At 71.3% G+C, this 24,546-nt stretch carries 20 protein-coding genes and 2 pseudogenes; 13 read left to right on the top strand and 9 right to left on the bottom strand.

Annotated features, from left to right (window positions below; translation table 11 throughout):
• Positions 1 to 62: 62 nt before the first annotated feature.
• From argC to BMZ82_RS11205, 5 genes are read left to right on the top strand one after another with little or no spacing between them, the layout of a single operon-like run.
• The gene (argC, locus tag BMZ82_RS11225; RefSeq protein WP_093774391.1) at positions 63 to 1,091 is read left to right on the top strand and encodes an N-acetyl-gamma-glutamyl-phosphate reductase; all 1,029 of its coding nucleotides are present in this window, start codon (positions 63 to 65) and stop codon (positions 1,089 to 1,091) included.
• A complete protein-coding gene (argJ, locus tag BMZ82_RS11220) occupies positions 1,088 to 2,239 on the top strand; it encodes a bifunctional glutamate N-acetyltransferase/amino-acid acetyltransferase ArgJ (RefSeq protein ID WP_093774389.1) in 1,152 nt (383 codons plus the stop codon). The genes argC and argJ overlap by 4 nt, the downstream gene beginning before the upstream one ends.
• Positions 2,236 to 3,153, top strand: coding sequence for an acetylglutamate kinase (gene argB, locus BMZ82_RS11215; protein WP_093774387.1), 918 nt, complete (start codon positions 2,236 to 2,238; stop codon positions 3,151 to 3,153). Before argJ ends, argB begins: the two co-directional genes overlap by 4 nt.
• On the top strand, positions 3,150 to 4,343 hold the full coding sequence (locus BMZ82_RS11210) for an acetylornithine transaminase (RefSeq protein WP_093774385.1): 1,194 nt from the start codon (positions 3,150 to 3,152) through the stop codon (positions 4,341 to 4,343). Before argB ends, BMZ82_RS11210 begins: the two co-directional genes overlap by 4 nt.
• A gap of 7 nt (positions 4,344 to 4,350) precedes the next feature.
• Positions 4,351 to 4,896, top strand: a complete 546-nt coding sequence (locus BMZ82_RS11205) for an arginine repressor (protein WP_093774383.1) — start codon at positions 4,351 to 4,353, stop codon at positions 4,894 to 4,896.
• Positions 4,897 to 5,159: 263 nt separating this feature from the next.
• Here the strand turns inward: BMZ82_RS11205 and BMZ82_RS11200 are convergent, their stop codons facing one another.
• From BMZ82_RS11200 to BMZ82_RS11165, 8 genes and pseudogenes are all read right to left on the bottom strand, one after another.
• Positions 5,160 to 5,960, bottom strand: a complete 801-nt coding sequence (locus tag BMZ82_RS11200; RefSeq protein ID WP_256251857.1) for an FAD:protein FMN transferase — start codon at positions 5,958 to 5,960, stop codon at positions 5,160 to 5,162.
• On the bottom strand, positions 5,953 to 7,056 hold the full coding sequence (locus BMZ82_RS11195) for an FMN-binding protein (RefSeq protein WP_093774381.1): 1,104 nt from the start codon (positions 7,054 to 7,056) through the stop codon (positions 5,953 to 5,955). The genes BMZ82_RS11200 and BMZ82_RS11195 overlap by 8 nt, the downstream gene beginning before the upstream one ends.
• 78 nt (positions 7,057 to 7,134) lie before the next feature.
• A complete protein-coding gene (locus BMZ82_RS11190) occupies positions 7,135 to 8,517 on the bottom strand; it encodes a ferredoxin reductase family protein (protein ID WP_177244456.1) in 1,383 nt (460 codons plus the stop codon).
• A gap of 148 nt (positions 8,518 to 8,665) precedes the next feature.
• Positions 8,666 to 9,271, bottom strand: coding sequence for a hypothetical protein (locus BMZ82_RS11185; protein WP_093774379.1), 606 nt, complete (start codon positions 9,269 to 9,271; stop codon positions 8,666 to 8,668).
• Positions 9,268 to 9,666 carry a hypothetical protein gene (locus BMZ82_RS11180; protein WP_093774377.1) on the bottom strand — a complete coding sequence of 133 codons (399 nt, stop codon included), beginning with the start codon at positions 9,664 to 9,666 and terminating at the stop codon, positions 9,268 to 9,270. The genes BMZ82_RS11185 and BMZ82_RS11180 overlap by 4 nt, the downstream gene beginning before the upstream one ends.
• Positions 9,659 to 14,644 carry an HD domain-containing protein gene (locus BMZ82_RS11175; protein ID WP_093774375.1) on the bottom strand — a complete coding sequence of 1,662 codons (4,986 nt, stop codon included), beginning with the start codon at positions 14,642 to 14,644 and terminating at the stop codon, positions 9,659 to 9,661. Before BMZ82_RS11175 ends, BMZ82_RS11180 begins: the two co-directional genes overlap by 8 nt.
• 75 nt (positions 14,645 to 14,719) lie before the next feature.
• Positions 14,720 to 15,454, bottom strand: coding sequence for a L,D-transpeptidase family protein (locus tag BMZ82_RS11170; protein ID WP_093774373.1), 735 nt, complete (start codon positions 15,452 to 15,454; stop codon positions 14,720 to 14,722).
• A gap of 180 nt (positions 15,455 to 15,634) precedes the next feature.
• Positions 15,635 to 16,078: pseudogene (locus BMZ82_RS11165) on the bottom strand (hypothetical protein); the annotation flags it as partial.
• 247 nt (positions 16,079 to 16,325) lie between these two features.
• Here BMZ82_RS11165 and BMZ82_RS42680 point away from each other — a divergent pair.
• The 6 genes and pseudogenes from BMZ82_RS42680 (at position 16,326) to BMZ82_RS11140 (ending at position 21,644) form a co-directional block, all read left to right on the top strand.
• A complete protein-coding gene (locus BMZ82_RS42680) occupies positions 16,326 to 16,484 on the top strand; it encodes an argininosuccinate synthase domain-containing protein (protein ID WP_107487652.1) in 159 nt (52 codons plus the stop codon).
• Positions 16,460 to 16,699 (top strand): annotated as a pseudogene (locus tag BMZ82_RS11160) (argininosuccinate synthase); the annotation flags it as partial. The gene BMZ82_RS42680 and the pseudogene BMZ82_RS11160, both read left to right, overlap by 25 nt.
• A gap of 113 nt (positions 16,700 to 16,812) precedes the next feature.
• A complete protein-coding gene (gene argH, locus BMZ82_RS11155) occupies positions 16,813 to 18,243 on the top strand; it encodes an argininosuccinate lyase (RefSeq protein ID WP_093774369.1) in 1,431 nt (476 codons plus the stop codon).
• 229 nt (positions 18,244 to 18,472) lie between these two features.
• The gene (locus BMZ82_RS11150) at positions 18,473 to 19,444 is read left to right on the top strand and encodes an aldo/keto reductase (protein WP_093774367.1); all 972 of its coding nucleotides are present in this window, start codon (positions 18,473 to 18,475) and stop codon (positions 19,442 to 19,444) included.
• A gap of 83 nt (positions 19,445 to 19,527) precedes the next feature.
• Positions 19,528 to 20,136 carry a TetR/AcrR family transcriptional regulator gene (locus tag BMZ82_RS11145; protein WP_093774365.1) on the top strand — a complete coding sequence of 203 codons (609 nt, stop codon included), beginning with the start codon at positions 19,528 to 19,530 and terminating at the stop codon, positions 20,134 to 20,136.
• The gene (locus BMZ82_RS11140) at positions 20,133 to 21,644 is read left to right on the top strand and encodes an MFS transporter (RefSeq protein WP_093774363.1); all 1,512 of its coding nucleotides are present in this window, start codon (positions 20,133 to 20,135) and stop codon (positions 21,642 to 21,644) included. The genes BMZ82_RS11145 and BMZ82_RS11140 overlap by 4 nt, the downstream gene beginning before the upstream one ends.
• 83 nt (positions 21,645 to 21,727) lie before the next feature.
• On the opposite strand, the gene BMZ82_RS11135 is transcribed toward BMZ82_RS11140, so the two are convergent.
• The gene (locus tag BMZ82_RS11135; protein WP_093774361.1) at positions 21,728 to 22,399 is read right to left on the bottom strand and encodes a lysophospholipid acyltransferase family protein; all 672 of its coding nucleotides are present in this window, start codon (positions 22,397 to 22,399) and stop codon (positions 21,728 to 21,730) included.
• Positions 22,400 to 22,752: 353 nt separating this feature from the next.
• Between BMZ82_RS11135 and BMZ82_RS11130 the strand changes: the two genes are divergently transcribed.
• Both BMZ82_RS11130 and BMZ82_RS11125 read left to right on the top strand, forming a co-directional pair.
• Entirely contained in the window at positions 22,753 to 23,967 is a 1,215-nt protein-coding gene (locus tag BMZ82_RS11130) for a glycerophosphodiester phosphodiesterase (protein ID WP_093774359.1), read from the top strand.
• Between the two features lie 67 nt (positions 23,968 to 24,034).
• The gene (locus tag BMZ82_RS11125; RefSeq protein ID WP_093774357.1) at positions 24,035 to 24,541 is read left to right on the top strand and encodes an RNA polymerase sigma factor; all 507 of its coding nucleotides are present in this window, start codon (positions 24,035 to 24,037) and stop codon (positions 24,539 to 24,541) included.
• The last annotated feature ends 5 nt before the right edge of the window (positions 24,542 to 24,546 follow it).

Genomic DNA, 24,546 nt, shown 5'->3' with positions numbered 1-24,546 from the left:
CCCGGAGATTGTATAAACGTGCATAGTCACGTATAGTCATGCCATCCAAGAGGAGGGTGGACATGGCGGTACGTGCGGCGGTGGCCGGGGCGAGTGGGTATGCGGGCGGAGAGGTGTTGCGTCTGCTCCTCGCGCATCCCGAGATCGAGATCGGCGCCCTGACCGGCAATTCCAACGCGGGGCAGAAGCTGGGCGCGCTCCAGCCGCATCTGTTGCCGCTGGCCGGCCGGGTGCTCGAGGAGACCACGCCCGAGGTGCTCGCCGGACACGACGTCGTCTTCCTCGCCCTCCCGCACGGCCAGTCCGCCGCCGTCGCCGAGCAGCTCGGGCCGGACGTCCTCGTCGTCGACATGGGCGCCGACTTCCGGCTGAAGGACGCGGCCGACTGGGAGCGGTTCTACGGCTCCGCGCACGCCGGGACCTGGCCCTACGGCCTCCCCGAGCTGCCGGGCGCCCGCGCCGCGCTCGCCGGGTCCAGGCGCATCGCGGTCCCCGGCTGCTACCCGACGGCCGTCTCGCTCGCGCTGTTCCCCGCCTACGCCGCCGGACTCGCCGAGCACGAGGCCGTGATCGTCGCCGCCTCCGGCACCTCCGGCGCGGGCAAGGCGCCCAAGACGAACCTGCTGGGCTCCGAGGTCATGGGCTCGGTCTCGCCGTACGGCGTCGGCGGCGGCCACCGGCACACGCCCGAGATGATCCAGAACCTCAGCGCGGCGGCCGGGGGGCCGGTCTCCGTCTCCTTCACGCCGACCCTCGTGCCGATGTCCCGCGGCATCCTCGCCACCTGCAGCGCCAAGGCGAAGCCCGGCGTCACCGCCGAGTCCGTCCGCGCCGTCTACGAGAAGGCCTTCGCCGACGAGCCCTTCGTCCACCTGCTGCCGGAGGGCCAGTGGCCCGCCACGGCGTCCGTCTACGGTTCCAACGCCGTTCAGGTGCAGGTCGCGTACGACGAGGCGGTGGGCCGCATCATCGCCATCAGCGCCATCGACAATCTGACCAAGGGCACCGCGGGCGGCGCCCTCCAGAGCATGAACATCGCCCTCGGCCTCGACGAGACCACCGGGCTTTCCACGATCGGAGTCGCACCGTGAGCGTCACGGCAGCCAAGGGATTCCAGGCGGCGGGCGTCGCCGCCGGGATCAAGCAGAACGGCAACCCGGACCTGGCCCTCGTGGTCAACGACGGGCCCCGTCGCGCGGCCGCCGGCGTCTTCACCTCCAACCGTGTGAAGGCCGCGCCGGTGCTCTGGTCCGAGCAGGTACTCAAGGGCGGCCAGGTCTCGGCCGTCATCCTCAACTCCGGTGGCGCCAACGCCTGTACGGGCCCGAAGGGTTTCCAGGACACGCACGCGACCGCCGAGAAGGTCGCCGAGGCGCTCGGCCACAACGCGGCCGAGGTCGCCGTAGCCTCCACCGGCCTCATCGGCGTTCTGCTCCCGATGGACAAGCTCCTCCCGGGAGTTGAGACGGCGGCGGCCCAACTCTCCGAGCACGGCGGCGAGAAGGCCGCCATCGCCATCAAGACCACCGACACCGTCCACAAGACGTCGATCGTCACGCAGGACGGCTGGACCGTCGGCGGCATGGCCAAGGGCGCGGGCATGCTCGCCCCCGGCCTCGCCACCATGCTGGTCGTCCTCACCACCGACGCCGACCTCGACAGCGCGACCCTGGACCGGGCGCTGCGCGCCGCCACCGAGGTCACCTTCGACCGGGTCGACTCCGACGGCTGCATGTCCACCAACGACACCGTGCTGCTGCTCGCCTCCGGAGCCTCCCAAGTCACCCCGGAGTACGAGGAGTTCGCCGCCGCCGTACGGACCGTCTGCGACGACCTCGGCCAGCAGCTCATCCGGGACGCCGAGGGCGCAAGCAAGGACATCAGGATCGAGGTCGTCAACGCGGCGAGCGAGGCGGACGCCGTCGAGGTGGGCCGCTCCATCGCCCGCAACAACCTCCTCAAGTGCGCCCTGCACGGCGAGGACCCCAACTGGGGCCGCGTCCTGTCCGCCATCGGCACCACCCGGGCCGCCTTCGAACCGGACCGGTTGAACGTCGCCATCAACGGCGTCTGGGTCTGCAAGAACGGCGGCGTCGGCGAGGACCGCGAGAAGGTCGACATGCGCTACCGCGAGGTGCACATCGTCGCCGACCTGGCGGCGGGCGCCGAGACCGCCACCATCTGGACCAACGACCTGACCGCCGATTACGTTCACGAGAACAGCGCCTACTCGTCATGAGCACTACGCGTAAGCACACCGCCCTGCCCAAGGCCCAGATCCTCATCGAGGCCCTGCCCTGGCTGACCCGGCACAACGGCAAGACGGTCGTCATCAAGTTCGGCGGCAACGCCATGATCGACGAGGACCTTAAAGCCGCGTTCGCCCAGGACGTCGTCTTCCTGCACCGCGCCGGCCTCAAGCCCGTCGTCGTGCACGGCGGCGGCCCCCAGATCAGCGCCGCCCTCGACCGGCACGGCATCGTCAGCGAGTTCAAGGCCGGCCTGCGGGTGACGACCGAGGACGCCATGGACGTCGTACGCATGGTGCTCGCCGGACAGGTCCAGCGCGAGCTGGTCGGGCTGCTCAACCAACACGGGCCGCTCGCCGTCGGGTTGACCGGCGAGGACGCGCACACCATCACCGCCACCAAGCACCGGCCGCAGATCGACGGCGAGTTCGTCGACATCGGGCGGGTCGGCGAGATCACCGCGATCGACACCGGCGCCCTGGAGGCGCTGCTCGCCGACGGCCGTATCCCGGTCGTCTCCTCGATCGCCCGCAGCCAGGACGACGGACACGTCTACAACGTCAACGCCGACACGGCCGCCGCGGCCCTCGCCGCCGCGCTGGGCGCCGAGACCCTCATGGTCCTCACCGACGTCGAGGGCCTCTACGAGGACTGGCCGCACAGCGACGAGGTGATCAGCCGCCTCACCGCTTCCCAACTGGAGGAGCTGCTGCCGGAGTTGAGCGCCGGCATGGTCCCGAAGATGGAGGGCTGCCTGCACGCCGTACGAGGCGGAGTGACCACCGCCCGGGTCATCGACGGGCGGGTCCAGCACTCGATCCTGCTGGAGATCTTCACCGATGAAGGCATCGGCACGATGGTCGTGCCCGACGAGACGCCGGACGCACAGGGGGAGTCGTCATGAGCAACCAGGAACTGACCGCGCGGTGGCAGGGCGCGCTCATGAACAACTACGGCACCCCGCTGCTGCCCCTGGTGCGCGGCGCGGGCAGCCGGGTCTGGGACGCCGACGGCACCGCGTACCTCGACTTCGTCGGCGGCATCGCGGTCAACGCCCTCGGGCACGCCCACCCGGCGATCGTCGACGCCGTGAGCCGGCAGATCGGCTCCCTCGGCCACATCTCCAACTTCTTCATGGCCGAGCCGACCGTCACGCTCGCCGAACGGCTGCTCCAGCACTTCGGCCGCGACGGCAGGGTGTTCTTCTGCAACTCGGGCGCCGAGGCCAACGAGACCGCCTTCAAGATCGGCCGACTGACCGGGCGTAGCCACGTCGTCGCCACCGAGGGCGCCTTCCACGGCCGGACCATGGGCGCTCTCGCGCTCACCGGCCAGCCCGGCAAGCGGGACCCGTTCCTGCCGCTACCCGGCGAGGTCACGCATGTGCCGTTCGGGGACGCGCAGGCGCTCGCCGCCGCGGTCACCGAGGACACCGCGCTCGTCGTCCTCGAGCCGATCCAGGGCGAGTTGGGCGTCGTCGTGCCGCCCGTCGGCTACCTCAAGGCGGCCCGCGCGATCACCGCCGCGACCGGTGCGCTGCTGGTCCTCGACGAGGTGCAGACCGGCATCGGCCGGACCGGGCACTGGTTCGAGTACCAGGCCCACGAGGGCGTCCTGCCGGACGTCGTGACGCTGGCGAAGGGCCTCGGCGGCGGACTGCCGCTCGGCGCGACCGTCGCCTTCGGCCGCGCCGCCGACCTGCTCCAGCCCGGTCACCACGGGACGACGTTCGGCGGCAACCCCGTCGCCTGCGCCGCCGGACTCGCCGTACTCGACACGATCGAGAACGAGGGGTTGCTGGAGAACGTCAAGCAGCAGAGCGAGAAGTTGCGGGACGGAATCGAGGGCCTCGGCCACCCGTTGATCGATTATGTCCGGGGAGCGGGCCTCCTCCTGGGTATCGTGCTCACCGAGCCCCTCGCACCCCAGGTGCGCAAGGCGGCTCAGGAGGCCGGATTCCTGGTGAACGCGCCCGCCCCCGACGTCGTCCGGCTGATGCCGCCGCTGAACCTCGGCGACGACGAGGTGGAGGCGTTCCTCGGGGCCCTGCCCGGCATCCTCGACGCAGTGAACGGGGACGGATCCGAAGAATGAGACGACGATGAGTCAGGCGCAGGATCATGAGCAGGCCGTGGGCAACGGGCACGCCGTGCCGCAGACCCGCACCGCGCGTCACCGCCGGATCGTGGACATCCTCAACCGTCAACCGGTGCGGTCGCAGAGCCAGTTGGCGAAGCTGCTGGCCGACGACGGGCTGAGCGTCACCCAGGCGACGCTGTCGCGGGACCTGGACGAGCTGAACGCGGTGAAGATCCGCAACACCGACGGCGACCTGATCTACGCGGTGCCGAGCGAAGGGGGTTTCCGCACGCCGCGCGCTCCGCTGGGGGAGTCGGCGAAGGAGGAGCGGATGCGGCGGCTCTCGCAGGAGTTGCTGATCTCCGCGGAGGCTTCGGCGAACCTCGTGGTCCTGCGGACCCCTCCGGGGGCCGCACAGTTCCTCGCCTCGGCCATCGACCAGGCCGAGTTGCAGGACATCCTCGGGACGATCGCGGGTGACGACACGTTGCTGTTGATCAGCCGGGCACCTACGGGTGGGCAGGCGTTGGCCGATCATTTGCTGCGGCTGGCTCAGAACGGCCACTGACTGGCTCAGAACGGCCACTGAAGGGGGCGGCTGAGGGATCGCCGACTGCGGGTCGGTGGGGGCTGGTCGCGCCCACGCGGCGGAGCCGCATATCGACACAGCCCCGCGCCCCTTTTGGTTGGTGCGGTCACGTGTCTTGAGAGGCACCCTTGGCTCATCCCGAAACGTGCCGCCAGCCGCAGACTGTGCCGTCGGCGGCCCCCGGCCCACAGAGAGCGGCACCCCGTAGCGCCGGGCTGCGTACCCCCCGGGTCAGCCCCGGCTCAGCCGAGGCGTCTCGCCAAGCCCCCCGTGCAGCGGACCTCGTCGCCTGCCGTGATCAGGAGAGCCTCTACGTCCGGCAGGGACTCGAGCCATTCCAACGCCTCGCGGGAGCCCATCGCGAAGGCTGCTGTTGCCCAGCAGTCCGCCCAGGTCAGGCGAGGGGCGACGACCGTGACGGCGACGAGGTCGGTCACCGCGGAGTGGCCCGTGCGGGGGTCGACGATGTGGGCGCCGCGCTCCGCCGTACCGGACGTGGCGACCGCGAGTTCGTCCGCGCCCGCCGCCGAGACGACCGCCGCGAGGCCGCCCGGGCGCAGCGGGTCGGACACCCCGACCCGCCACGGCCGCTCGGGCCCGGGAACGCCCAGCAACTGCACGTCCCCGCCGCCGTTGACACTCACGCCGCTCACGCCCGCCGCCGCGACCAGCCGGGCCGCACGCTCGGCGGCCCAGCCCTTCACGATGCCGGTCGGGTCGAGCCGGCCCTCGTACCGCATGCTGAACCAGCCGTCGCTGACCCGCTCCGCCTCGGCGCCCAGTTCCAGCACCTCGGCGACCTCGGGATCGCACTCCTCGACGGTCAGCTCGCCGCGCACCAGCCGGGAGACCTGGCTGTCCTCGCGATAGGTGCTGAACACCTCGTTCACCCGGTGCAGCGAGGCGATCGCCTCGTCCAGCGCCGCCCGCACCGCCCCGGGCTCCCCGCCGCGGACGTCGAAGGAGAAGACGGTCCCCATGACCTCTTCCGCGTGACGCACCACGGCGGGTGCCGCCGCCGACTCGGCCACGGTGTCAGCCACCGGCCTGGTCCAGCGCCGACTGCAGCGACTTCTTGTAGCCGTCACTGGTGTACGTCGCGCCCGACACGGAGTCGATGTCCGCGCTGCCGGCCGCGACGGCCTCCTGGTTGAGCTTGGGGACGGACAGTTCGGTCTTCTGCGAACTGGTCCCGCCCGAGGGCGCTTGGACGGCCTCCGCCTTGGTGATCTTCCCGCCGGCGACGGTGATCCGGACCTGGACCGGCCCGTACTGCGTCTGCTGGACCTTCCCGGTGACGGTCTTGGCGGCCTGCGCGCCGCCGGACCCGGAACCCTGGGAGGCACCCGAACCCGCGCCGGCGGTCTTCGCCTTGTCCAGCGCCGACTGGAGGGACTTCTTGTAGCCCTCGCTCGTATAGGTCGCGCTGGACACCGAGTCGATGTCCGCGCTGCCCGCCGCGACGGCTTCCTGGTTGAGCTTCGGGACGGCGAGCGCGGTCTTCTGGTCGCTCGTGCCGCCCTTCGGGGCCTGGACGGCCTCCGCCTTGGTGATCTTCCCGCCCGCGACGGTGATCCGGACCTGGACGTTGCCGTACTGCGTCTGGACCGCGTCCCCGGTGAAGGCGCCGGCGGCCTGCGCGCTGCCCGACCCGGAACCCTGGGAGGCGCCCGACCCCGACCCGGCGCTCGCGTTCGCCTTGTCGATCGCCGACTGGAGGGACTTCTTGTAGCCCTCGCTGGTGTACGTGGCGCCCGACACCGTGTCGATCTTCGCACTCTGCTTGGCGACCACGTCGGCGTTGAGCTTCGGGACGGCGAGCGCGGTCTTCTGGTCGCTCGTGCCGCCCTTGGGCGCTTGGACGGCCTCGGACTTCGTGATCTTGTTGTTGACGACGGTGATGCGGACCTGGACGTTCCCGTACTGCGTCTGGGCGGCGTCCCCGGTCATCGTCCCCGACACGGGCGCCCCGGCCCCGCCCTGGGCCGCCTCCTGCGCCGTGCCCGTGCCCGAGCCCGAGTCGGCCGCCTGCGTGGCGCCGGGGTCGGAGGCCGGCTTCAGCGTCAGCAGCAGCACGATCCCGGACACGGTGGCGGCGGTGGCCAGCACGACGCGCCGAAGAGGGTGGCTCTTCCTCATGTCTTCCTGAGCTCCTGATTCCCGTTTGGTGGTGACGAGGTCGACGAGATGGGCGAGGTTCCCGTAAGCGCGGGTCGCTCACATCTCGAACGACTCGTGATGGATGCGGCGGGCGGGGACCCCGCTGCCGCGCAGTGCCTCGTACACCCCTTGGGCGAAGCCGTTCGGTCCGCACATGAAGACGTCGTGGCTGTCGATGTCGGGGATCTTCCGCTGGAGGGACTCCGCCGAGATGTCGGGACGCTCCCCGTCGGGGCTGTTGACGGCGTACATCAGCCGCGCCCCGCGCTCGTCGGCGATCTTCGCCAGCTCGTCCCACAGGGCCAGATCCTGGGTGCTGTTGGCCCGGTAGAGGAGGGTGATGTCACCGGGCGCGCCCGGCAGCGTCTCGAACAGCGTCCGCATCGGGGTGATGCCCACACCGCCGGCCACCAGCAGCACCTTGCCGCGGCTGCGCCGGGACGCCGTCATCGCACCGTAGGGGCCCTCGGCCCACACCTTGGTGCCGGGCTGCAGCTCCCGCAGCGCCGACGTGTGGTCGCCGATCGCCTTGACCGTGATCCGCAGCAGCTCCGGGCGCGGGTTCGCCGACAGCGAGTACGGGTGGGAGCTGAACCGCATCCCCGGCGCCATGAACCGCCACCGGAAGAACTGCCCGGCCTCCGCGCCGATCCGGTGCAGCTTGCGCCCGCCGATCAGCACCGACACGATGCCCGGCGTCTCCTCGATGACCGCCTCGACGTACATGCGGTGCCGCAGGTTCAGCCGGATCGGGGTGATGATCCGGTACCAGACGACCAGCCCGGTCACCGTCCCGTACAGCGCGTACCAGACGGTCTTCGCGGTCGGCTCGATCGCGAAGTCGTTGCCGGTGGTGATCTGGTGCCAGAACGTCAGGAACACGGCCCCGTACGTCATCAGGTGGATGTGGTACCAGGTGTCGTACGGCATCTTGCGCCGCACCGGGCCGATCGACACCAGCCCGATGAGCAGGAACAGGCCGGTGCCGATGGCGGCCTTGCCCATGTCCGGCAGTTGGTTGACGGAGTCGATCGTCTGCTGGACGATGTCGCCGAGCGTCTTCCCGGCCTGCAGCGCGTACCCCCACATGATGAGGAACACGTGCGCGAACACCAGGCAGAGCGTGTACCGGCCGCTCATCGCGTGCCAGCGTGCGACCCGGTCCGAGCCCACCCGCCGCTCCAGCGCCGGCACCCGTGCCATCTGCAGCACGACGAGCGCCATCAGGTACCCGGCCAGCAGGCCGGTGATCCGTCCCGCGTTGAGGATCCTGCTGTTGTCGTCCGCGATGTTCGGCGTGTTCGCCCACCACAGCCACAGCACGCCCGCCGCGCCCGCCCATACGGCGAGCAGCAACGGGACGGCAGGGGATCGGCGCGGGCGGATGCGTCGCATCGTCTGGCGGCGGGCGGCGCGTCCGCCTGCGATCGTGGTGGTCACGGTTCCTCCGTGGGGACTTGACCCTTGACCCACAGATACGGGCCACAGCCGCCGAGTGTTCAGTCGTGCACCGAGACCGTCGAGGACCGCGCGCCGAACCGCTGTGACCGCCGGTAACCGGAGCCCGGGGCCGCCCGCTGACGGCCGGTCACCCGGCGGACGCGCACGCGGACACCGGGACCACCGACGTCACCGTACGGCCCGGCAGCAGGGTCCGCTTTCCGCCATCCGCCCGCAGTACGACACCGTCCGGCCCCGACCCCAGCAACTCCCCGCAGCGCTCCCCGCCCGTCGTCACGACCCGCACCAGGTGATCGGGCTGCGCGTCGGTGGTGGTCCATACGACGACCACGGCGGCGGTCACCAGCGCCACCCCGGTCACACAGCACACGGCGGCGTACCGCAGCGAACGCGTCACCCGCACGATCTCCCGCCGGGTCCAGTCGCGCAGCGCCTGCCCCGCCAGCAGCACCTGCTCGCCGGGACTGCCGTGGGCGGCCCGCACCGCCAGCACCGATCCGGCCACCAGCAGCAGGAAGGCGAGCCCCACCAGGGCCCCGGCGGTCTGCCGTGCCGCGTCGGGAACCTGGTTGAGGTCGTCGCGCCCCTTGAGCGTCACGAGGACGGCCACCAGCGCCGCGAGCCCGGTGAGCCCCGCCCGCCATCCCTCGGCCTGCCGCCTCAGCTCGGGCAACTGATGGAACTCCAGCTCCCGCGCGAGCTGCGCCCAGCGCCGGTCCGACTGCGCGCTCACCCGCCGCCCGCCCCGCCGCTCAACGCCGCCACCCGCCAACTCGCCCCGCAGCCCACGAAGGGGGCGTCGGCGGGCAGATCGGGATGCGGGTGACCGCACTCGCAGAAGTGCACCTCGCGCAGCAGCGCGGTCTCCTCGCCCGACACCGGCACCGACACCGGCGCGGGTGCCGCCCCCCGCCGGGAGAAGATCCCCTTGGTGCCGGTGCCGGCGAGCCCGTACGGATACTCGGAGACGGTGCCGCCCTGGCAGCGCGGACAGGTGCCCTCGATCCGCAGGCCGGGCCCGCTTTCGGCATCCCGCCGGACGAAGTCACCTGCGACCACGCCGACGTAGGTCTCCAGGTAGGTGGTGCTGTGGTTGTGGTTGTGGTTCACGGGCGGTGCCTCACTCATCTCCGTCCTCGTCCTCCTTCTCATCTACGACCAGGTCGAACATCGTCGCGTACAGCCGCAGCCGCTCCGCGATCCACGCCTCGCTCTCCCCGGTCGCGGCTGCGGCCCGCCGGATGTGACGCCGGCCCACCCGCCCTTCGAGCGCGGGCAGCACCCCGTCCAGGTTCTCGCTGAGAAGGGCCAGGTCCTGCCAGAGGGGGAGGACCGGGGGCACGGGCGGCAGCGCGCACGGCTCCGCGCACAGCGGCAGGTACGGGGCGATGCGTTCGACGGTACGGGGGAGCGGCTCGCCCAGGCGACCGGCGATGCTCAGCAGGTCGAGTGCGCAATAGGGGGCGTCCTCGGCTGTCACCCGGTGATCGCTCGCCAACGCGACGAGGTCGCGCTCGTCCGGCGTGAGGCCCCGGAGCGCGGCCAGCTCGGCGGCGGTGATTTCGGGAACGAGAGCGCCGATCGAGCGCAGGGGCAGCAGGCGCTCGTAGGCGGAGGCCGTGTCGGACGTGCGTCGGCGGGCATAGGTGGCCAGGCCCAAGGGGGTGAGGCGCTGCCACTTCGCTGTGCCGTTGGAGTCGGTGCGGGCGTTGCCGGGGTGGGTGACGAGTGCGGCGGCCATACCTCTGGTGGGGCGCAGGTCGACGAGGTCTTCGGGCAACGACGGCATGGTCAGTCCATAGCGCTTCGCGTATGGGCCCGCTGTCGTCCATACCTCGCGCAGTGTCTCGCTGAGGCGTTCCGCCGAGTAGAAGAGGGTCTCGGAGTAGATGCCCGCAGCGGCGTAGTTCTCTTCGGGGATGGAGGGCTCCTTGCCCGAAAGGATGTAGCGGTCCCGCAGCGGCACACGGCCCCAGTGGGCGACGAGGTTGACGTCCGCCGGGACTCGGACCCCCGCGTTGCGCAGGTCCGAGACAGCGGCGGAAAGCATCCACCCGTGGCCGGTGGTGTGAGCTATGGACAGCGCTTCCAGGTCCAGACCCTGCTCCAGGGGGCAGCCCATGTCCTGTAGGTGCCGGACCAGCAGCGCCGCGTCCCGAGACGGCTGGACCCGGGCCGCTGAGGTGTTCCGGGTGTACCGGCGCTCGTAGTGGAGGCCGAGCTTCCCGGCTTCATGGGCGAGTTGCCGCTCGGCCTCCGCGAGATCGGTCTCCCGGCTCTGGGCGAAATCAATGGTCGCCGCCCAGCGCAGCTCGCGACCGCCCTCAGGCCGCCTTCTGTTGAAGAGACGGACCACCCTGTCGAGATCCTCGTCGTCGGCGAGGAGGGACCACGGTGCCACTGCCTCGCTCGTCGGGGCGGTCCAGCCCAGCCAGGAGAAGTCGGCCAGCCGCCGCAGTACCTCCGCCACCGGCCGGCCGGACTGCTTGGCGACGTCGCAGACGCGCAGCGGCCCATCAGCCAGAGACCAGACGGAGATGGCCGGGGAGGCGAACTGCGTGTGGTGGAAGACGCTTTCGAGGTCCTCCTGGGTGCAGACATGGTCCTGGAAGGGCGGTGGGACCTCCGGAACGGAGGAGGGAAGCAGGGGAGCGAAGCGGGCGAGCCGTTCCACGAGCTCTCCCAGCGGTGCCGAGAGCTGTACCGACGCCAGGATCAGACCACCCCAGTGACGAGACCCGTCGCCTCCCGGCACATGCGCCGTGTTGTCGTCCGTCAGGGCCGTCACCAGGTCGTGGTCACTGGCGTCGGGTACCCAGTCCAACGACTCGGCTTCGTAGGGCAGCGGTGCGTAGCGGCGGTGCACTACACGCAAGGCCCTGCGCCGCCGCAGTACGTTCTCGACGCTGGTTCCGTATGCCGCCGCGTGGGCCACCACTTCGCACCAGGAGGCCAGCGGCGGGCGTACCAGGTCGGCGTCACCAGCGGCGGGAACCGGGTACCCGGAGACGTCCGAGGGTCCTGTCCGATGACGGCTGTCGTGCGACAGCCCGAGGGCCACGGCCCGCCAAGGCGCGAAAGGTGCCTGGCGGCTTCCCAGACGAACGTCGTTGACGACCTGGTCCAGATGGAACCAGCCCACGTGGTCGAGGTCCACGGCATCTCCGTCCCAGCCCCGAACGTGCACGCCCTTTCCCCGCCACTCCGTGTCGAGAACCCGCGCCGCGGCTGGGCTGCGATCGTCGAGCCGCCCCACCCAGGCTGTGGACAACCCCGGCCACGCGGCGAGCTTCGCCGCACCCCGCCGCCACAGCGCCTCGACCCACTCCGCGTCGTAGTGCTGCAACTCCTTGCGGCTCACGCTGAGCTTCCCCGCATGAGGCCCCGTCAGGTTGACCACATAGCCGAACGGCGTCCGATCCGTGACGATGCCGTCGCACAGAATCGCTCCCTCCCCGTCCACCCACCACAGCGCCCCCGGCACGCCCTCCAGGACGTCGGCGGGGTCGGTCCCAAGCGCAGGCTGAAGCACCCCCGCCTCCCACACATGCTCATGCCCCGCCCCCTCCCGCGCCTCCAGCGCGAACTCGGCGACCCGCACCAGCTCCCGCAGCACCGTCACACACGACAACCGGCGGATCCTGGTGTCGTCGTCCCGCAGATACAGCCGTACGCGGGTGCCGCCCTCGGCGACGCCGTCGTCCGAGCCGTCGTGCTGCTGGATGCGGAAGAGGCTTCCGCTGCTGGGGATCTCGACGCGGAACGCGTGCTCCGCCGGGATGCCGTCCGGGCTGACCTGCCGGGTGACGATGGTCATCTCGTCGGCCAGCATGAAGTAGCTGAACACGCCGATGCCGAACCGGCTGTTGGGGTACAGCCGCAGGGCCGGGTCGTGGCGCAGCCACCGGGACTGCTCCTTGCGGAAGGACGCGGACCGCTCGAAGCGGCTGCCCGCCCGGGTGAACGTCTGCTTGAGCTGCTCGGCGCTCATGCCCACGCCGTTGTCCCGGCACTCCACGTACCGGCCGCGCTCGTCCCGGCCCTGCGTGAAGACGATCCGCCCGGTCCAGCTCGCCGGCCGGCGGCCGGTGCTGCCCAGGTACTCCCAGCGCATCGCCCGGTAGCGGCAGGCGTCCATCGCGTTCTGGTACAGCTCCCGCAGCGCCAACTGCGGTTCACCGCCGTACAGTTGCTCGCCCATCAGCAGGTCCCGCACCTCGGTCTGCGCGAGATGGAAGCGCAACAGGGGCACTTCGTACGCCGGTTGTCGGCCGCCGCGCTGCTGCGGGCGCAGATCGCGGTCGGTGACGCGGCCGGGTACGGCGGCCAGCAGCCTGGCCTCGGGCTCCGGCAGACCGCCGGTCATCTCGCCGATGCGGGCGGCGAGTTGGTCGGCCGCGTCGACGGTCTCCAGGAGCGCCGCGTGCACCGCCTGGTGGGGGCAGGGCGCGTCCAGGTGCAGGGCGTTGCCGTCGTGGTGCCAGCTCAGCTCGTGTGCGACGGCCACCGTCTGCTGCGGCAGCACCGGGTCGGAGACGGCCAGATGCTCGGCCACGATGTCCGCGAGGGTGCGGACGTCGAGTGCCAGGGTCGAGGCGAGGCGCAGCAGCGCGGCCAGCGGGCGGATGCGCAACTGCTGGTGTCCGCCACCGGGCAGGACCACCTTGCGCGGCGTCCAGGCGGCCAGTTCGTCGAGAGGCTCGTCCGGACCGACCGCGGACGCCGCCGCCCGGAGCAGCTCCGCGAGGTCCCGCACCCGGCTGCCGGCGACGCCCAGCCGCGCGGCCAGCGCCTCGGCCGGCTGCGCGGGCACGACCTCGTCGTCGGTCTGGAAGCGGTCCGCGATCCAGCGGTGCACGAGCCACATCGCCAGCGCCGTGCTGTCCTCCGTGCGCTCACGGGCCTTGCAGTCGGCCAACTTGCGCGCCACCCGGCCGTACTGCTCGACGATCTGCTCGTAGTGCCGACGGTGCGCGCTCGCGGGCGCACACCGCCCGAGCCCGGCCGCGCCGAACGTGTTGTCGGAGCCGAACGTGTCCGCGCCGAGTTCCGCCGCCTGGCTGAGCCGCTCGGCCCAGGCCACCTCGTGCAGGAACGGGGCGGCGACCAGGGTGACCACCTCGACGGGGGACAGTTCCGCGCCCTCGGGCAGCAGCAGGGGCAGCCGGTCGCACAGCAGCCGCACGGGGAAGGCGTCGTCGGTCCACGGGTCCGGGTACGGCATGCGCCGCTGGGCCAGATGGACCGTGCGCGCGCAGTCCTCCACGAACTCGCTCAGCGCGTCCTGGAGACGGTCCACGTCAGTGGCGGCCCCGGGGGCGACGTGCCGCCACAGCGGGGTGGTGCGGGCGGCGTCCAGCCACGCTTCGAGGAGCGGACGGCCCTCGCAGATCTCCGTCTTGCGGGTCTCGTCCTCGGCGTGGCTGCCGTAGTGGAACCAGGGGACCTGGACCAGGCGGTGGCGCCAGGCGGCCTCGGTGGTCCTCGCGCGGGCGGCGGCGAGCACGTCCTCGACGGTGCGGGCGGGCGTGAGCGGCCCCAGGGCGTCGGCCAGACCGCGGGCGAAGAAGCTGCCCTCGCCGGTGTAGCCGCTGCGCTGACCTGCCGAGCAGCCGGCCATCACGGCGAACCCGCCGTGCGGCGGGCCGGTGTCGGCCCGGTTGGCGAACGCCTCGCCGTCGCTCGCGGTGTCCGTCCGGCACGCGTCGACGAACCACAGGACGGTCCCCGCGGCGCAGTCGCCCAGAAGCGGGTTGATGTTGACCGGCAGCAGCGAATCCAGGTACGGCTCCCGCCAGTTGCCGTCGGCCGGGGGCACGACGTCGGCGGGGACGAGGTAATCGGTGCGGTTGACGCGCAGACCGTGCCCGGTGAAGTAGAGCAGGAGGGTTCCGCCCGGCGGGCAGCCCTGCGCCACCTCGTAGATCGTCGACCGGATCTGGCTGCGCCCGGCGTCGTGGAGGGTGTCCACCTCGTAGCCCGAGGCCTTCAACGCGGTGCTCAGCAGCCGCAGGTCGGCCTCGACCGGTTCGGCCAGTGACTCCAGGGCGGTGGCCGCGGGCGTGTCGCCTATGCCGATCAGCAGTGCCCTGCGTGCCGGTTCCATGTCCCCGTTCCCCTCCCTGAGCAGGAGAACATGATGGCACCGCACACGGACAACGGTCGTATGGTCCGGGCCGGTTCAGTACCGGGTGATCGCCGTCCGCCCGTCGGCCGTGCCGATCGCGAGGTGCGGCCGCCGCCCCGGCCGGGCCCACGCCAGCACCCGCCGCATCGCCCCGACCGGCACGGACACACAACCGGCCGTCGCCCCACGCCCGTTGACGTGCAGGAAGATCCCCGCGCCCCGGCCGCGCACCGGCTCGCCGTAGTTGAACCCGATGACCAGCGCGTACGCGTACTGCGTCCGGTAGGTGACCAGGTGTTCGGACTCGGCGGCCCGGCAGTCGGCCGGCCGCGGCTGCGTCCACCGGTTGTAGGCAAGGGAGTTGTTGTCCTGGCACCACCAGGAGTCCGGGCCCACGGGACGGTACGGATACGACGTCCCGCGCGGCGCGGCCTCGATGCCGAAGGCGAACGGGAGCCCGTACAGACCGGTTGGTGTCGTGTTCGTGCCCTGCCGCCGCGAGGCCCCCTCGACCAGGCCGTTCGCCCCGAACCGGGCCGGCGCGGAACCGGCCGGCACCCATCGTCGGCCCCGCAGGTCCCACCACGTCAGCGTGCCCGCCGTGGCACCGGCGTCCGGGGCCACGGCGGTGAGCAACTGCGTGCCGCCCCCGGTGTCCGCCATCCGCGCGGGCAGCGGCGGCGGTCCCGGCACCGGCGGCTGAGCGCCCGCCCCCGGAGGAGCCGCACCGAGCAGCAGCAGGGACCCGCAGACGACAGCGGCGGCGGTGACGACGACACGAGGGCGCATGCTGCCGACGCTAGAACGGGTCGACGGCCCCGGCAGGCCGGGTGGGCCGACCGTGCGGAGTGCCGCCCTTTCCCGCCGAAGGCGTGCAGCCGCAGGTCGGTGGAGACCGTGGAAACCACAGCGGCCGCCCCGGCCGGTCTTCCTCCGGGCGGGGCGGCCGCTGTGGCTGTCAGCTCACTTGTTCAGCGTGCAGGCGGCGAGGGCGTCGAGGCCCTGCGGCTTGTCGGCGGTGCGGCCGATGGCGGTGGCGATGCGGTTGACGGTCGCGACGCGCTTGTCCTCCAGCGGGCCGAGGATCGCGTTCTGCACGAAGTTGGCGCCGCCCTGGCCGACGGTGTCGACGAGCCGCTTGTTGGCCTCGTCGATCTGGGTCTGGAGCAGCGTCAGGTTGCGGTCGACCTCGGCCTGCGCGGTGGCCGGGATCGCGGGCAGCTTCGAGGCCACGTCCGGGCACGAGATCGTGCCGGGGCTGGCGAGGGTCTTGGCGTTGGTCGTACCGCTGCTCTTGGACGCTTCCCCGGCGAGCGCGGAGTTGACGACCACCGCGCCGGTCAGCGCCAGAGCGGCGGCAGCGCCGATGATCACGACACGACGCTTGTTGTACTTCGGAAGAGCCCTGGACATGCGGATGCCTCACTTGGGTCTGGGGTGGGTGTACAAACGCGGCGCCGGCGTTCAGTCGTGAGTACGGGCAAGCGGTTGTCGTTGTTCAAAGCGCAGCCAAAAACTTCTCCGCGCCGGGAACCGGACAGGGGGCGGGGTCGGGAACCGGACAGGCCGGGTAAGGCGGCCGGGGAGCGCGGCTGCGCAAGGCATCGGGCAGGGGATCGGCGACACCGGATTGACGAATCATGCATAACTCTGCATAATCATGCAGGCGTGCGGAGGGGGCAGACCCGCACGCGGACAGAAGCCACTGCGAGGAGGAACCGTGACCGAGCGCGTCGTACTCGCCTACTCAGGCGGCCTGGACACCTCCGTCGCCCTCGGCTGGATCGCCGAGGCATCGACGAGGCGAGCCGGCATGTGAACGGCGACATCCGGATGACCCCGCACGCCGGCCGCGCGGTCGTCACCGGCCGGCGCTCCGAGTCCTCCCTCTACGACTTCGACCTGGCGACCTACGACACGGGCGACACCTTCGACCAGGCCGCCGCCAAGGGCTTCATCGACATCCACAGCCTGTCGTCGAAGATCGCGGCACGGCGCGACCTACGGGCGGAGCCTGCCGGGAACCCCGCCTAGACCTGCGAAGATCTCAAGGTCCGAGGCCACCTAGTCCACACCACTCCACCCTCTCCACCCTCTCGACCACTCCACCCTCTCCACCTTCTCCACTTTCTCTAGGAGCGACGCAAGTGAGCAGCAACAGCGGTGACGTACGGCTCTGGGGCGGCCGTTTCGCCGACGGTCCCGCCGAGGCCCTGGCGAAGCTGTCCGCGTCCGTCCACTTCGACTGGCGGCTCGCGCCCTACGACATCGCCGGTTCGCGTGCCCACGCGCGCGTGCTGCACAAGGCGGGCCTGCTCACCGAGGACGAGCTGACCCGGATGCTCGGCGGGCTCGACCAGCTCGAGGCGGACGTCGCCGACGGCTCCTTCGTCGGCACGATCGCCGACGAGGACGTCCACACCGCCCTGGAGCGCGGCCTCCTGGAGCGCCTCGGCGCCGACCTCGGCGGCAAGCTGCGCGCCGGCCGCTCCCGCAACGACCAGGTCGCCACCCTCTTCCGGATGTACCTGCGCGACCACGCCCGGATCGTCGGCGGCCTGATCGCCGACCTCCAGGAGGCCCTGATCGGCCTGGCGGAGGCCCACCCGGACGTGGCGATGCCCGGCCGCACCCACCTCCAGCACGCCCAGCCGGTGCTGTTCGCCCACCACGTCCTGGCGCACGTCCAGTCCCTGTCCCGGGACGCCGAGCGGCTGCGCCAGTGGGACGAGCGCACGGCCGTCTCGCCGTACGGCTCGGGCGCCCTGGCCGGTTCCTCCCTCGGCCTGGACCCGGAGGCGGTCGCCGCGGACCTCGGCTTCGAGAACGGCAGCGTCGGCAACTCCATCGACGGCACGGCCTCCCGCGACTTCGTCGCCGAGTTCGCCTTCATCACCGCGATGATCGGCGTGAACCTCTCCAGGATCTCCGAGGAGATCATCATCTGGAACACGAAGGAGTTCTCCTTCGTGACGCTGCACGACGCGTTCTCCACGGGCTCGTCGATCATGCCGCAGAAGAAGAACCCGGACATCGCCGAGCTGGCGCGCGGCAAGTCCGGCCGTCTGATCGGCAACCTGACCGGCCTCATGGCCACCCTCAAGGCCCTGCCGCTCGCGTACAACCGCGATCTCCAGGAGGACAAGGAGCCGGTCTTCGACTCCTGCGACCAACTCGAGGTCCTGCTCCCCGCCTTCACCGGCATGGTCGCCACCCTCACCGTCCACCGCGAGCGCTTGGAGGAGCTGGCCCCGGCCGGCTTCTCGCTCGCCACCGACATCGCCGAGTGGCTGGTCAAGCAGGGCGTGCCGTTCCGCGTCGCGCACGAGGTGGCCGGCGAGTGCGTCAAGGTCGCCGAGGCCGACGGCAAGGAACTCGACGAACTGACCGACGAGCAGTTCGCGAAGATCTCCGCCCACCTCACCCCCGAGGTCCGCTCGGTCCTCAACGTCCCCGGCGCCCTCGCCTCCCGCAACGCCCGCGGCGGCACGGCCCCGAGCGCGGTAGCCGTCCAACTGACAGAGGTAAAGGCGAACGTCGCGCTCCAGCACGCGTGGGCGACGGCCAAGAAGAAGTAGGGCCGGCAATCCGCCCCCAAGGGCCGCAGGCCTCTTGGGGGCGCGGGGCTGTGACATGTGCGGCTCCGCCGCGTGGGCGCGAGCAACCACAACGCGCGACAAGCCACAACGCACCCGCACCCGCCGAAGCACCGAACAAACCGAGCTCATAGGCGCCCCCGCATCACCGAAGGTCGTCGCGGGTTACGTTGGTCGAAGCCGCACCGGAGTCGACCGATCGGAACCCGCGATGCCCTTTGCCCGACTGGCCTCAGCCACAACCCCCACCTGCCACCTCGGCTTCGGTCTCGCCGCGGTCGCCCGCCCCGGCTACATCAACCTCGGCCGCGACCAGGACCTCGGCGACGACCGCAGCGTGCAGACACTGCGCACCCGCACCCACGAACTCCTCGACGCCGCCTACGCGCAAGGCGTCCGCTACTTCGACGCGGCCCGCTCCTACGGCCGCTCCGAGGAGTTCCTCGCCGACTGGCTGCGCGCCAGGCCCGACGCCGCCGACGTCGTCGTAGGCAGCAAATGGGGTTACACCTACACCGCCGACTGGACCACCGACGCCGAGAAGCACGAGGTCAAGGACCACAGCGTCCAGACCTACGACCGTCAGCGCGGCGAGAGCGCCGAACTCCTCGGCGACCGGCTCGACCTCTACCAGATCCACTCGGTGACCCCGGACAGCCCGGCCCTCACCGACAAGGAACTCCACGCGAAGCTGGCCGAAGCCGCCGCCCAGGGCCTCACCGTCGGCTTCTCCACCAGCGGCCCCGCCCAGGCCGACGCCATCCGCGCCGCCCTCGCCGTGACGGTCGACGGCGAGCCCCTCTTCCGTACCGTCCAGTCCACGTACAACGCCCTGGAGACCTCGGCAGGACCCGCCCTCGCCGAGGCCCACGACGCCGGACTCACGGTGATCGTGAAGGAGGGCATGGCCAACGGCCGCCTCGCGGAGCCGTACGCGCCGGACGCTTTGAAGGCCGTGGCCGCGGAGACCTCCCTCGGCTGCGACGCGGTCGCCCTCGCCCTGATCCTGTGCCAGCCCTGGGCCGGCGTCGTCCTCTCCGGCGCGGCGACCGCCGCCCAGCTCGCCTCCAACCTGCACGCGGCGGCCGTGGACCTCGACGACGACCAGCTCGCCCGGCTGTCCACGCTGACGGAGGACCCGCACACGTACTGGGAGCGCCGAGGCAGCCTGCCCTGGCACTGAGAAAAGACCGGCACGGCCGACGAGAATGACTCACTCATGCCCAGGATGAGACATGAATGTCTCATTTGGCGTATGCTTGTCTCATGGCCGTCGACCGTGACCACATCCTCCGCAGCGCCGCCGCCCTCCTGGCCCGCACCTCCACCGCCACGATGGACGAGGTCGCCAAGGCGGCCGGGATCAGCCGCGCCACGCTGCACCGGCACTTCGCCGGGCGCGACGCGCTCGTCCGCGCCCTGGAGACCCTCGGCATCGCGGAGTGCGAGAAGGCGCTGGACGCGGCCCAACTGGACGAGGGCCCGGCCGACGCCGCCGTACGCAGGCTGGTCGGCGAGATCGAGTCCGCCGCCGGCCTGCTCGCCTTCCTCTACACCGAGAACCAGTTGTTCGAGGGCGCGGAAGAGCACCCGGGCTGGACCCGGATCGACGACCGGATCTCCGCCCTGTTCCGGCGCGGACAGAAGGACGGCGCGTTCCGCATCGACCTCACGCCCGCCTGGCTCACCGAGGCGCTGTACGGCCTGCTGGCCTCCGCCGCCTGGCTGGTGCAGAGCGGCAGGGGCGCCCCCCGGGACTTCCAGCACATGACCACCGAACTACTCCTCGGCGGCGCACTGAGACACCCCGCACCAGACGACCCCGCACCACACCACCCCGCACCACACGACCTCCGACAGAGAGAGGAATCATGACCAGCGCCCTGCGGCCGGCGGCCACGACGGAGGCGGTGAAGCGTCCGGACCGTTGGCTCGCGCTCTCCGTCCTCGTCCTCGCCGTGCTGCTGGTGGCCGTCGACGCGACCGTCCTCGGTCTCGCGACCCCCTACATCAGCGAGGATCTCCAGCCCTCCGGCACCCAGCTCCTCTGGATCGGCGACGTCTACTCCTTCGTCATCGCCGGCCTGCTCGTCTCGATGGGCAGCCTCGGCGACCGCATCGGCCGCAAGCGGATCCTGCTCGCCGGCGCCACCGCGTTCGGCCTGATCTCGGTCCTCAACGCCTACGCGACGACCCCGGAGCTGATGATCGCGGCCCGCGCCCTGCTCGGCGTGGCCGGCGCGACCCTCATGCCCGCCACCCTCGCCCTGATCCGCAACCTGTTCCAGGACCCGCGCGAACGCAGCCTGGCCGTGGGCATCTGGGGCGCGACGGCCTCCGCGGGCACCGCGGTCGGCCCCATCGTGGGCGGATTCCTCCTCGAACACTTCTGGTGGGGCTCGGTCTTCCTCATCAACCTGCCCGTGATGGTCGCCCTGGTCCTCGTCGGCATCAGGACGCTCCCCGAGTCCCGCACCCCGAACCCGGGCCCGTGGGACCTGGTCAGCGTGGTCCTGTCCCTCGTCGGCATGATCGGCATCGTCTACGCCGTCAAGGAGGCCGCCACCCACGGCTTCACCTGGGCCGCACTCGCCACGGGCCTGCTGGGCGCGGCGGCGCTGCACAGCTTCATCCGCCGCCAACTGGCCCTTCCCGCCCCGCTGTTGGACATGCGCCTGTTCCGCGACCGAGGCTTCAGCGGCGCGGTCCTGGCCGACCTGCTGACCATCCTGGGCCTGTCCGGCCTGGTGTTCTTCCTCTCCCAGTACCTGCAACTCGTCCAGGGCCGGGGCCCGTTCGAAGCCGGCCTGGCCGAACTGCCCGCCGCGGTCGGCGCGGTGGCGGCCGGCCTGATCGCGGGCCGCGCGGCCCGCCGCTTCTCGGTACGGTCCGTGGTCTCCGGCGGCCTCGCGGCGATCGGCCTGGCCCTGGCCGCCCTGACGACGATCACCCAGTCCACCGGCTACCCCCTGCTGGGAGCAGCCCTGCTGACGGTCGGCGTGGGCGCCGGCTTCTCCTTCACGGTGACGGCCGACGTCATCCTCAGCTCGGTACCGAAGGACCAGGCGGGCTCCGCCTCCGCGGTCTCCGAGACGGCCTACGAACTCGGCGCGGCCCTCGGCATCGCCGTACTCGGCTCGATCGTCACCGGCGTGTACAGAGGCTTCCCGGCCCCGCCGGGCACCCCGACGGCCGCCCACGACTCGCTGGGCGGCGCGGTGGAAGCGGCGAACCACCTGCCGTCGGCAACAGGCGAGGCACTGCTGTCATCGGCCCGCGAGGCCTTCGTCGACGGCCTGACACTGGCAGCGGGCGCGGGAGCAGCAGTCCTGCTGGCCACCGCGACGGCGGCTTGGTTCCTACTGCGAGGCCAACGCCTCTAGGGGCGCGGGGAACTACGCAAGAACCCCCACGCACGCGCACCGGACGACGAAGCCGCTACGCGGCCCGAGCAAAGGGGAAAGGGCTACGCGGCCTTCGCCTTCGTCGCATACATATCCACGTACTCCTGCCCCGACAACAGCATGACCTCGGTCATCACGGAGTCCGTGATGGCCCGCAGCACGTACCGGTCGCGGCCCATCCCGTCGTACCGCGAGAACTCCATCGCCTCACCGAACCGGACGGTGACCCGCCCCGGCCGGGGCATCCCCGCCCCGCCCGGCTGCAACTTGTCCGTGCCGATCATCGCGAAGGGGACGACCGGCGCACCCGTCATCAACGTCAGCCGCGCGATACCCGTACGCCCCCGGTACAGCCGGCCGTCGGGCGACCGCGTCCCCTCGGGGTAGATCCCGAAGACCTTGCCCTCCTCCAGCACCCGCCGCCCGGTCATCAGCGCGGCCACGCCCCCGCGGCCGCCGTCGCGGTCCACCGGGATCATGCCGACCCCGGTGAAGAACCAGGCCATGAGCCGGCCCTTGAGGGTCTTGCCGGTGACGTACTCGTCCTTGCCGATGAAGAAGACCTGACGGTCGCACACGAGCGGCAGGATCATCGAGTCGATGAAGGTGAGGTGGTTGCCGGCCAGGATGACCGGGCCGTCGCCCGGGATGTGCTCCGCACCCTCCACCCGTGGGCGGAACATCAGGCGCATGATCGGTCCGAGCACTGCCTTGATGAGCACGAAGCGGGACAACAAGCCCTCCGGTGTCAAGGGAAAACGGTATGAGTCTGTGCAGGTGAGGACGATACTCGCGGCCCGGGGGGTGGCGCACATCGGGTCACCCAGGTCTTACGCATTGTTGACGTACGTTTACCTGGACGGCGGTACCGCCACCGGCCCGTCACCTGCGCGGAACGCGGTGAACCACCGCGCGAAACCGGCCGGATGACCGCCCGAAAGTTGCCGAAGGCCGCCTGAAGGTCCTGCGGGTCGTACGGCACCCGCCATCCACCGTCACCCGCGTGTTGGGACCGAGGTCTCCCGACGGTCATGTCCACGCCCCTACGATCGGCCCGCACGGACGAGCCGACGGTCGGGAGGCCTTCATGGGAACGCAGGACGCGCAGGAGTCGAATCAGCAGGCGGGCGTGGGCACCACCGGACGGCGGGCGCTGCTCGGCGCTGCGCTGCTCGGCGCCACCGGAAGCGTCCTCGGCCTGTCGGGCACCGCACGAGCCGCCGAGACCCGGACCGGCGCCGGCCATGACGACGGCCAAGGCAGTGGTCATGGCGCCGGTCTGAAGAGCCTGCCCGTGCCGACGATCATCGGTCACCGCGGCGCCAGCGGCTACCGCCCCGAGCACACCTTCGGCTCGTACCAACTGGCCCTCGACCTGGGCGCCGACATCGTCGAGGCCGGCGACCTCGTGCCCACCAAAGACGGCCACCTGGTCTGCCGGCACGAGCCGGAGATCGGCGGCACCACGGACGTCGCCGACCACCCCGAGTTCGCCGCCCGCAGGACGACGAAGGTGCTCGACGGCATACCCACCACCGGCTGGTTCACCGAGGACTTCACCCTCGCCGAGCTGAAGAGACTGCGCGCGATCGAGCGCATCCCGGCCAACCGCCCGCACAACACGCTCTACAACGGCCGCTGGCAGATCCCCACCTTCGAGGAAGTCCTGAAGTGGCAGGACGAGCAGACCCGCAAGCGCGGCAAGCAGGTCTGGATCTACCCCGAGACCAAGCACCCCACCTACTTCCGCAAGCTGGGCCTCGGTCTGGAGGAGCGGGTCGCCAAGCTGCTGCACAAGTACGGCAAGGACAAGAAGAACTCGCCGGTCATCCTGCAGTCCTTCGAGCCCGGCAGCATCCAGCGCCTGAACAAGCTGGTCGACAACCCCCTCGTCGTGCTCCTGTCGAGCGCGGACTCCCGCCCCTGGGACTTCGTCGAGGCGGGCGACCCGCGCACCACCGCCGACCTCGTCACCCGCGCGGGCCTCAGGGAGATCGCCGGCTACGCCCAGGGCATCGGCCCCACCCTCGACCTGGTCATCCCGAAGGACGCGGCCGGCAACCTCACCACCCCGACCACCCTGGTGAAGGACGCCCACGCGGTCGGCCTGATCCTGCACCCCTACACCATGCGCAACGAGAACCCCTTCCTCCCCGCGAACTTCCGCAAGGGCACGGACGCCGACGCCTACGGCGACGTCTTCGGCGCCTACCGCACCTACTTCGCGACCGGCATCGACGGCGTCTTCACCGACAACGCCGACACCGGCCTGCTGGCCCGCGCGGAGTTCGTCAACGGCTGAGTCCCCGTTGGAGTGACAGTCGGCCGCCCGGGCAACCAGCCGCCCGGGCGGTCGCATCGTGTGGCATATGACGTCCGACCTGCTTTCCACCCTGCGCCCACTGCTCACCGCGGAAGCCTCCGCCGAGGCCCACGCCACCGGGACCGAACCCGCGGACCTGGAACAGGCGGTCTGGCTCCGCCTCCTGGAACACCTCGCCACCGACGGCCCGCCCCTCGACCCGCAGGGCTGGCTGCGCCGCGCCGTCCGCTCCGAGGTCCGCCGCACCCGCCGTACGACCCGCCGCGAACAGCCGTACCGGAGCGAGCCCGCCGACGACACCGACCGCGGCCCCGAGCAGCTCGCCCTCACCGCCGCCCGGCACCGCGCCCTGCGCGAGGCCGTGCACCGCCTCCCCGGCCGCTGCTCCCGGCTCCTCCAGGCGCTCCTCTCGCCCGAGGACCTCACCTACCGCGAGATCGCGGGGGAGTTGGGTATCTCACAGGGCAGTCTCGGCCCGGAACGTTCCAGATGTCTGGGATGTCTTCGACGTTTGCTGACGCCGGAGGTTGCGGCTCGCGGAGCGCGGGGATAGGAGTG

It is taken from the genome of Streptomyces sp. yr375, from assembly GCF_900110755.1.
Taxonomy (GTDB): Bacteria; Actinomycetota; Actinomycetes; order Streptomycetales; family Streptomycetaceae; genus Streptomyces.
The sequence above is the reverse complement of the archived record's forward strand: the minus strand, read 5'-3'. Positions and strand labels throughout refer to the sequence as shown.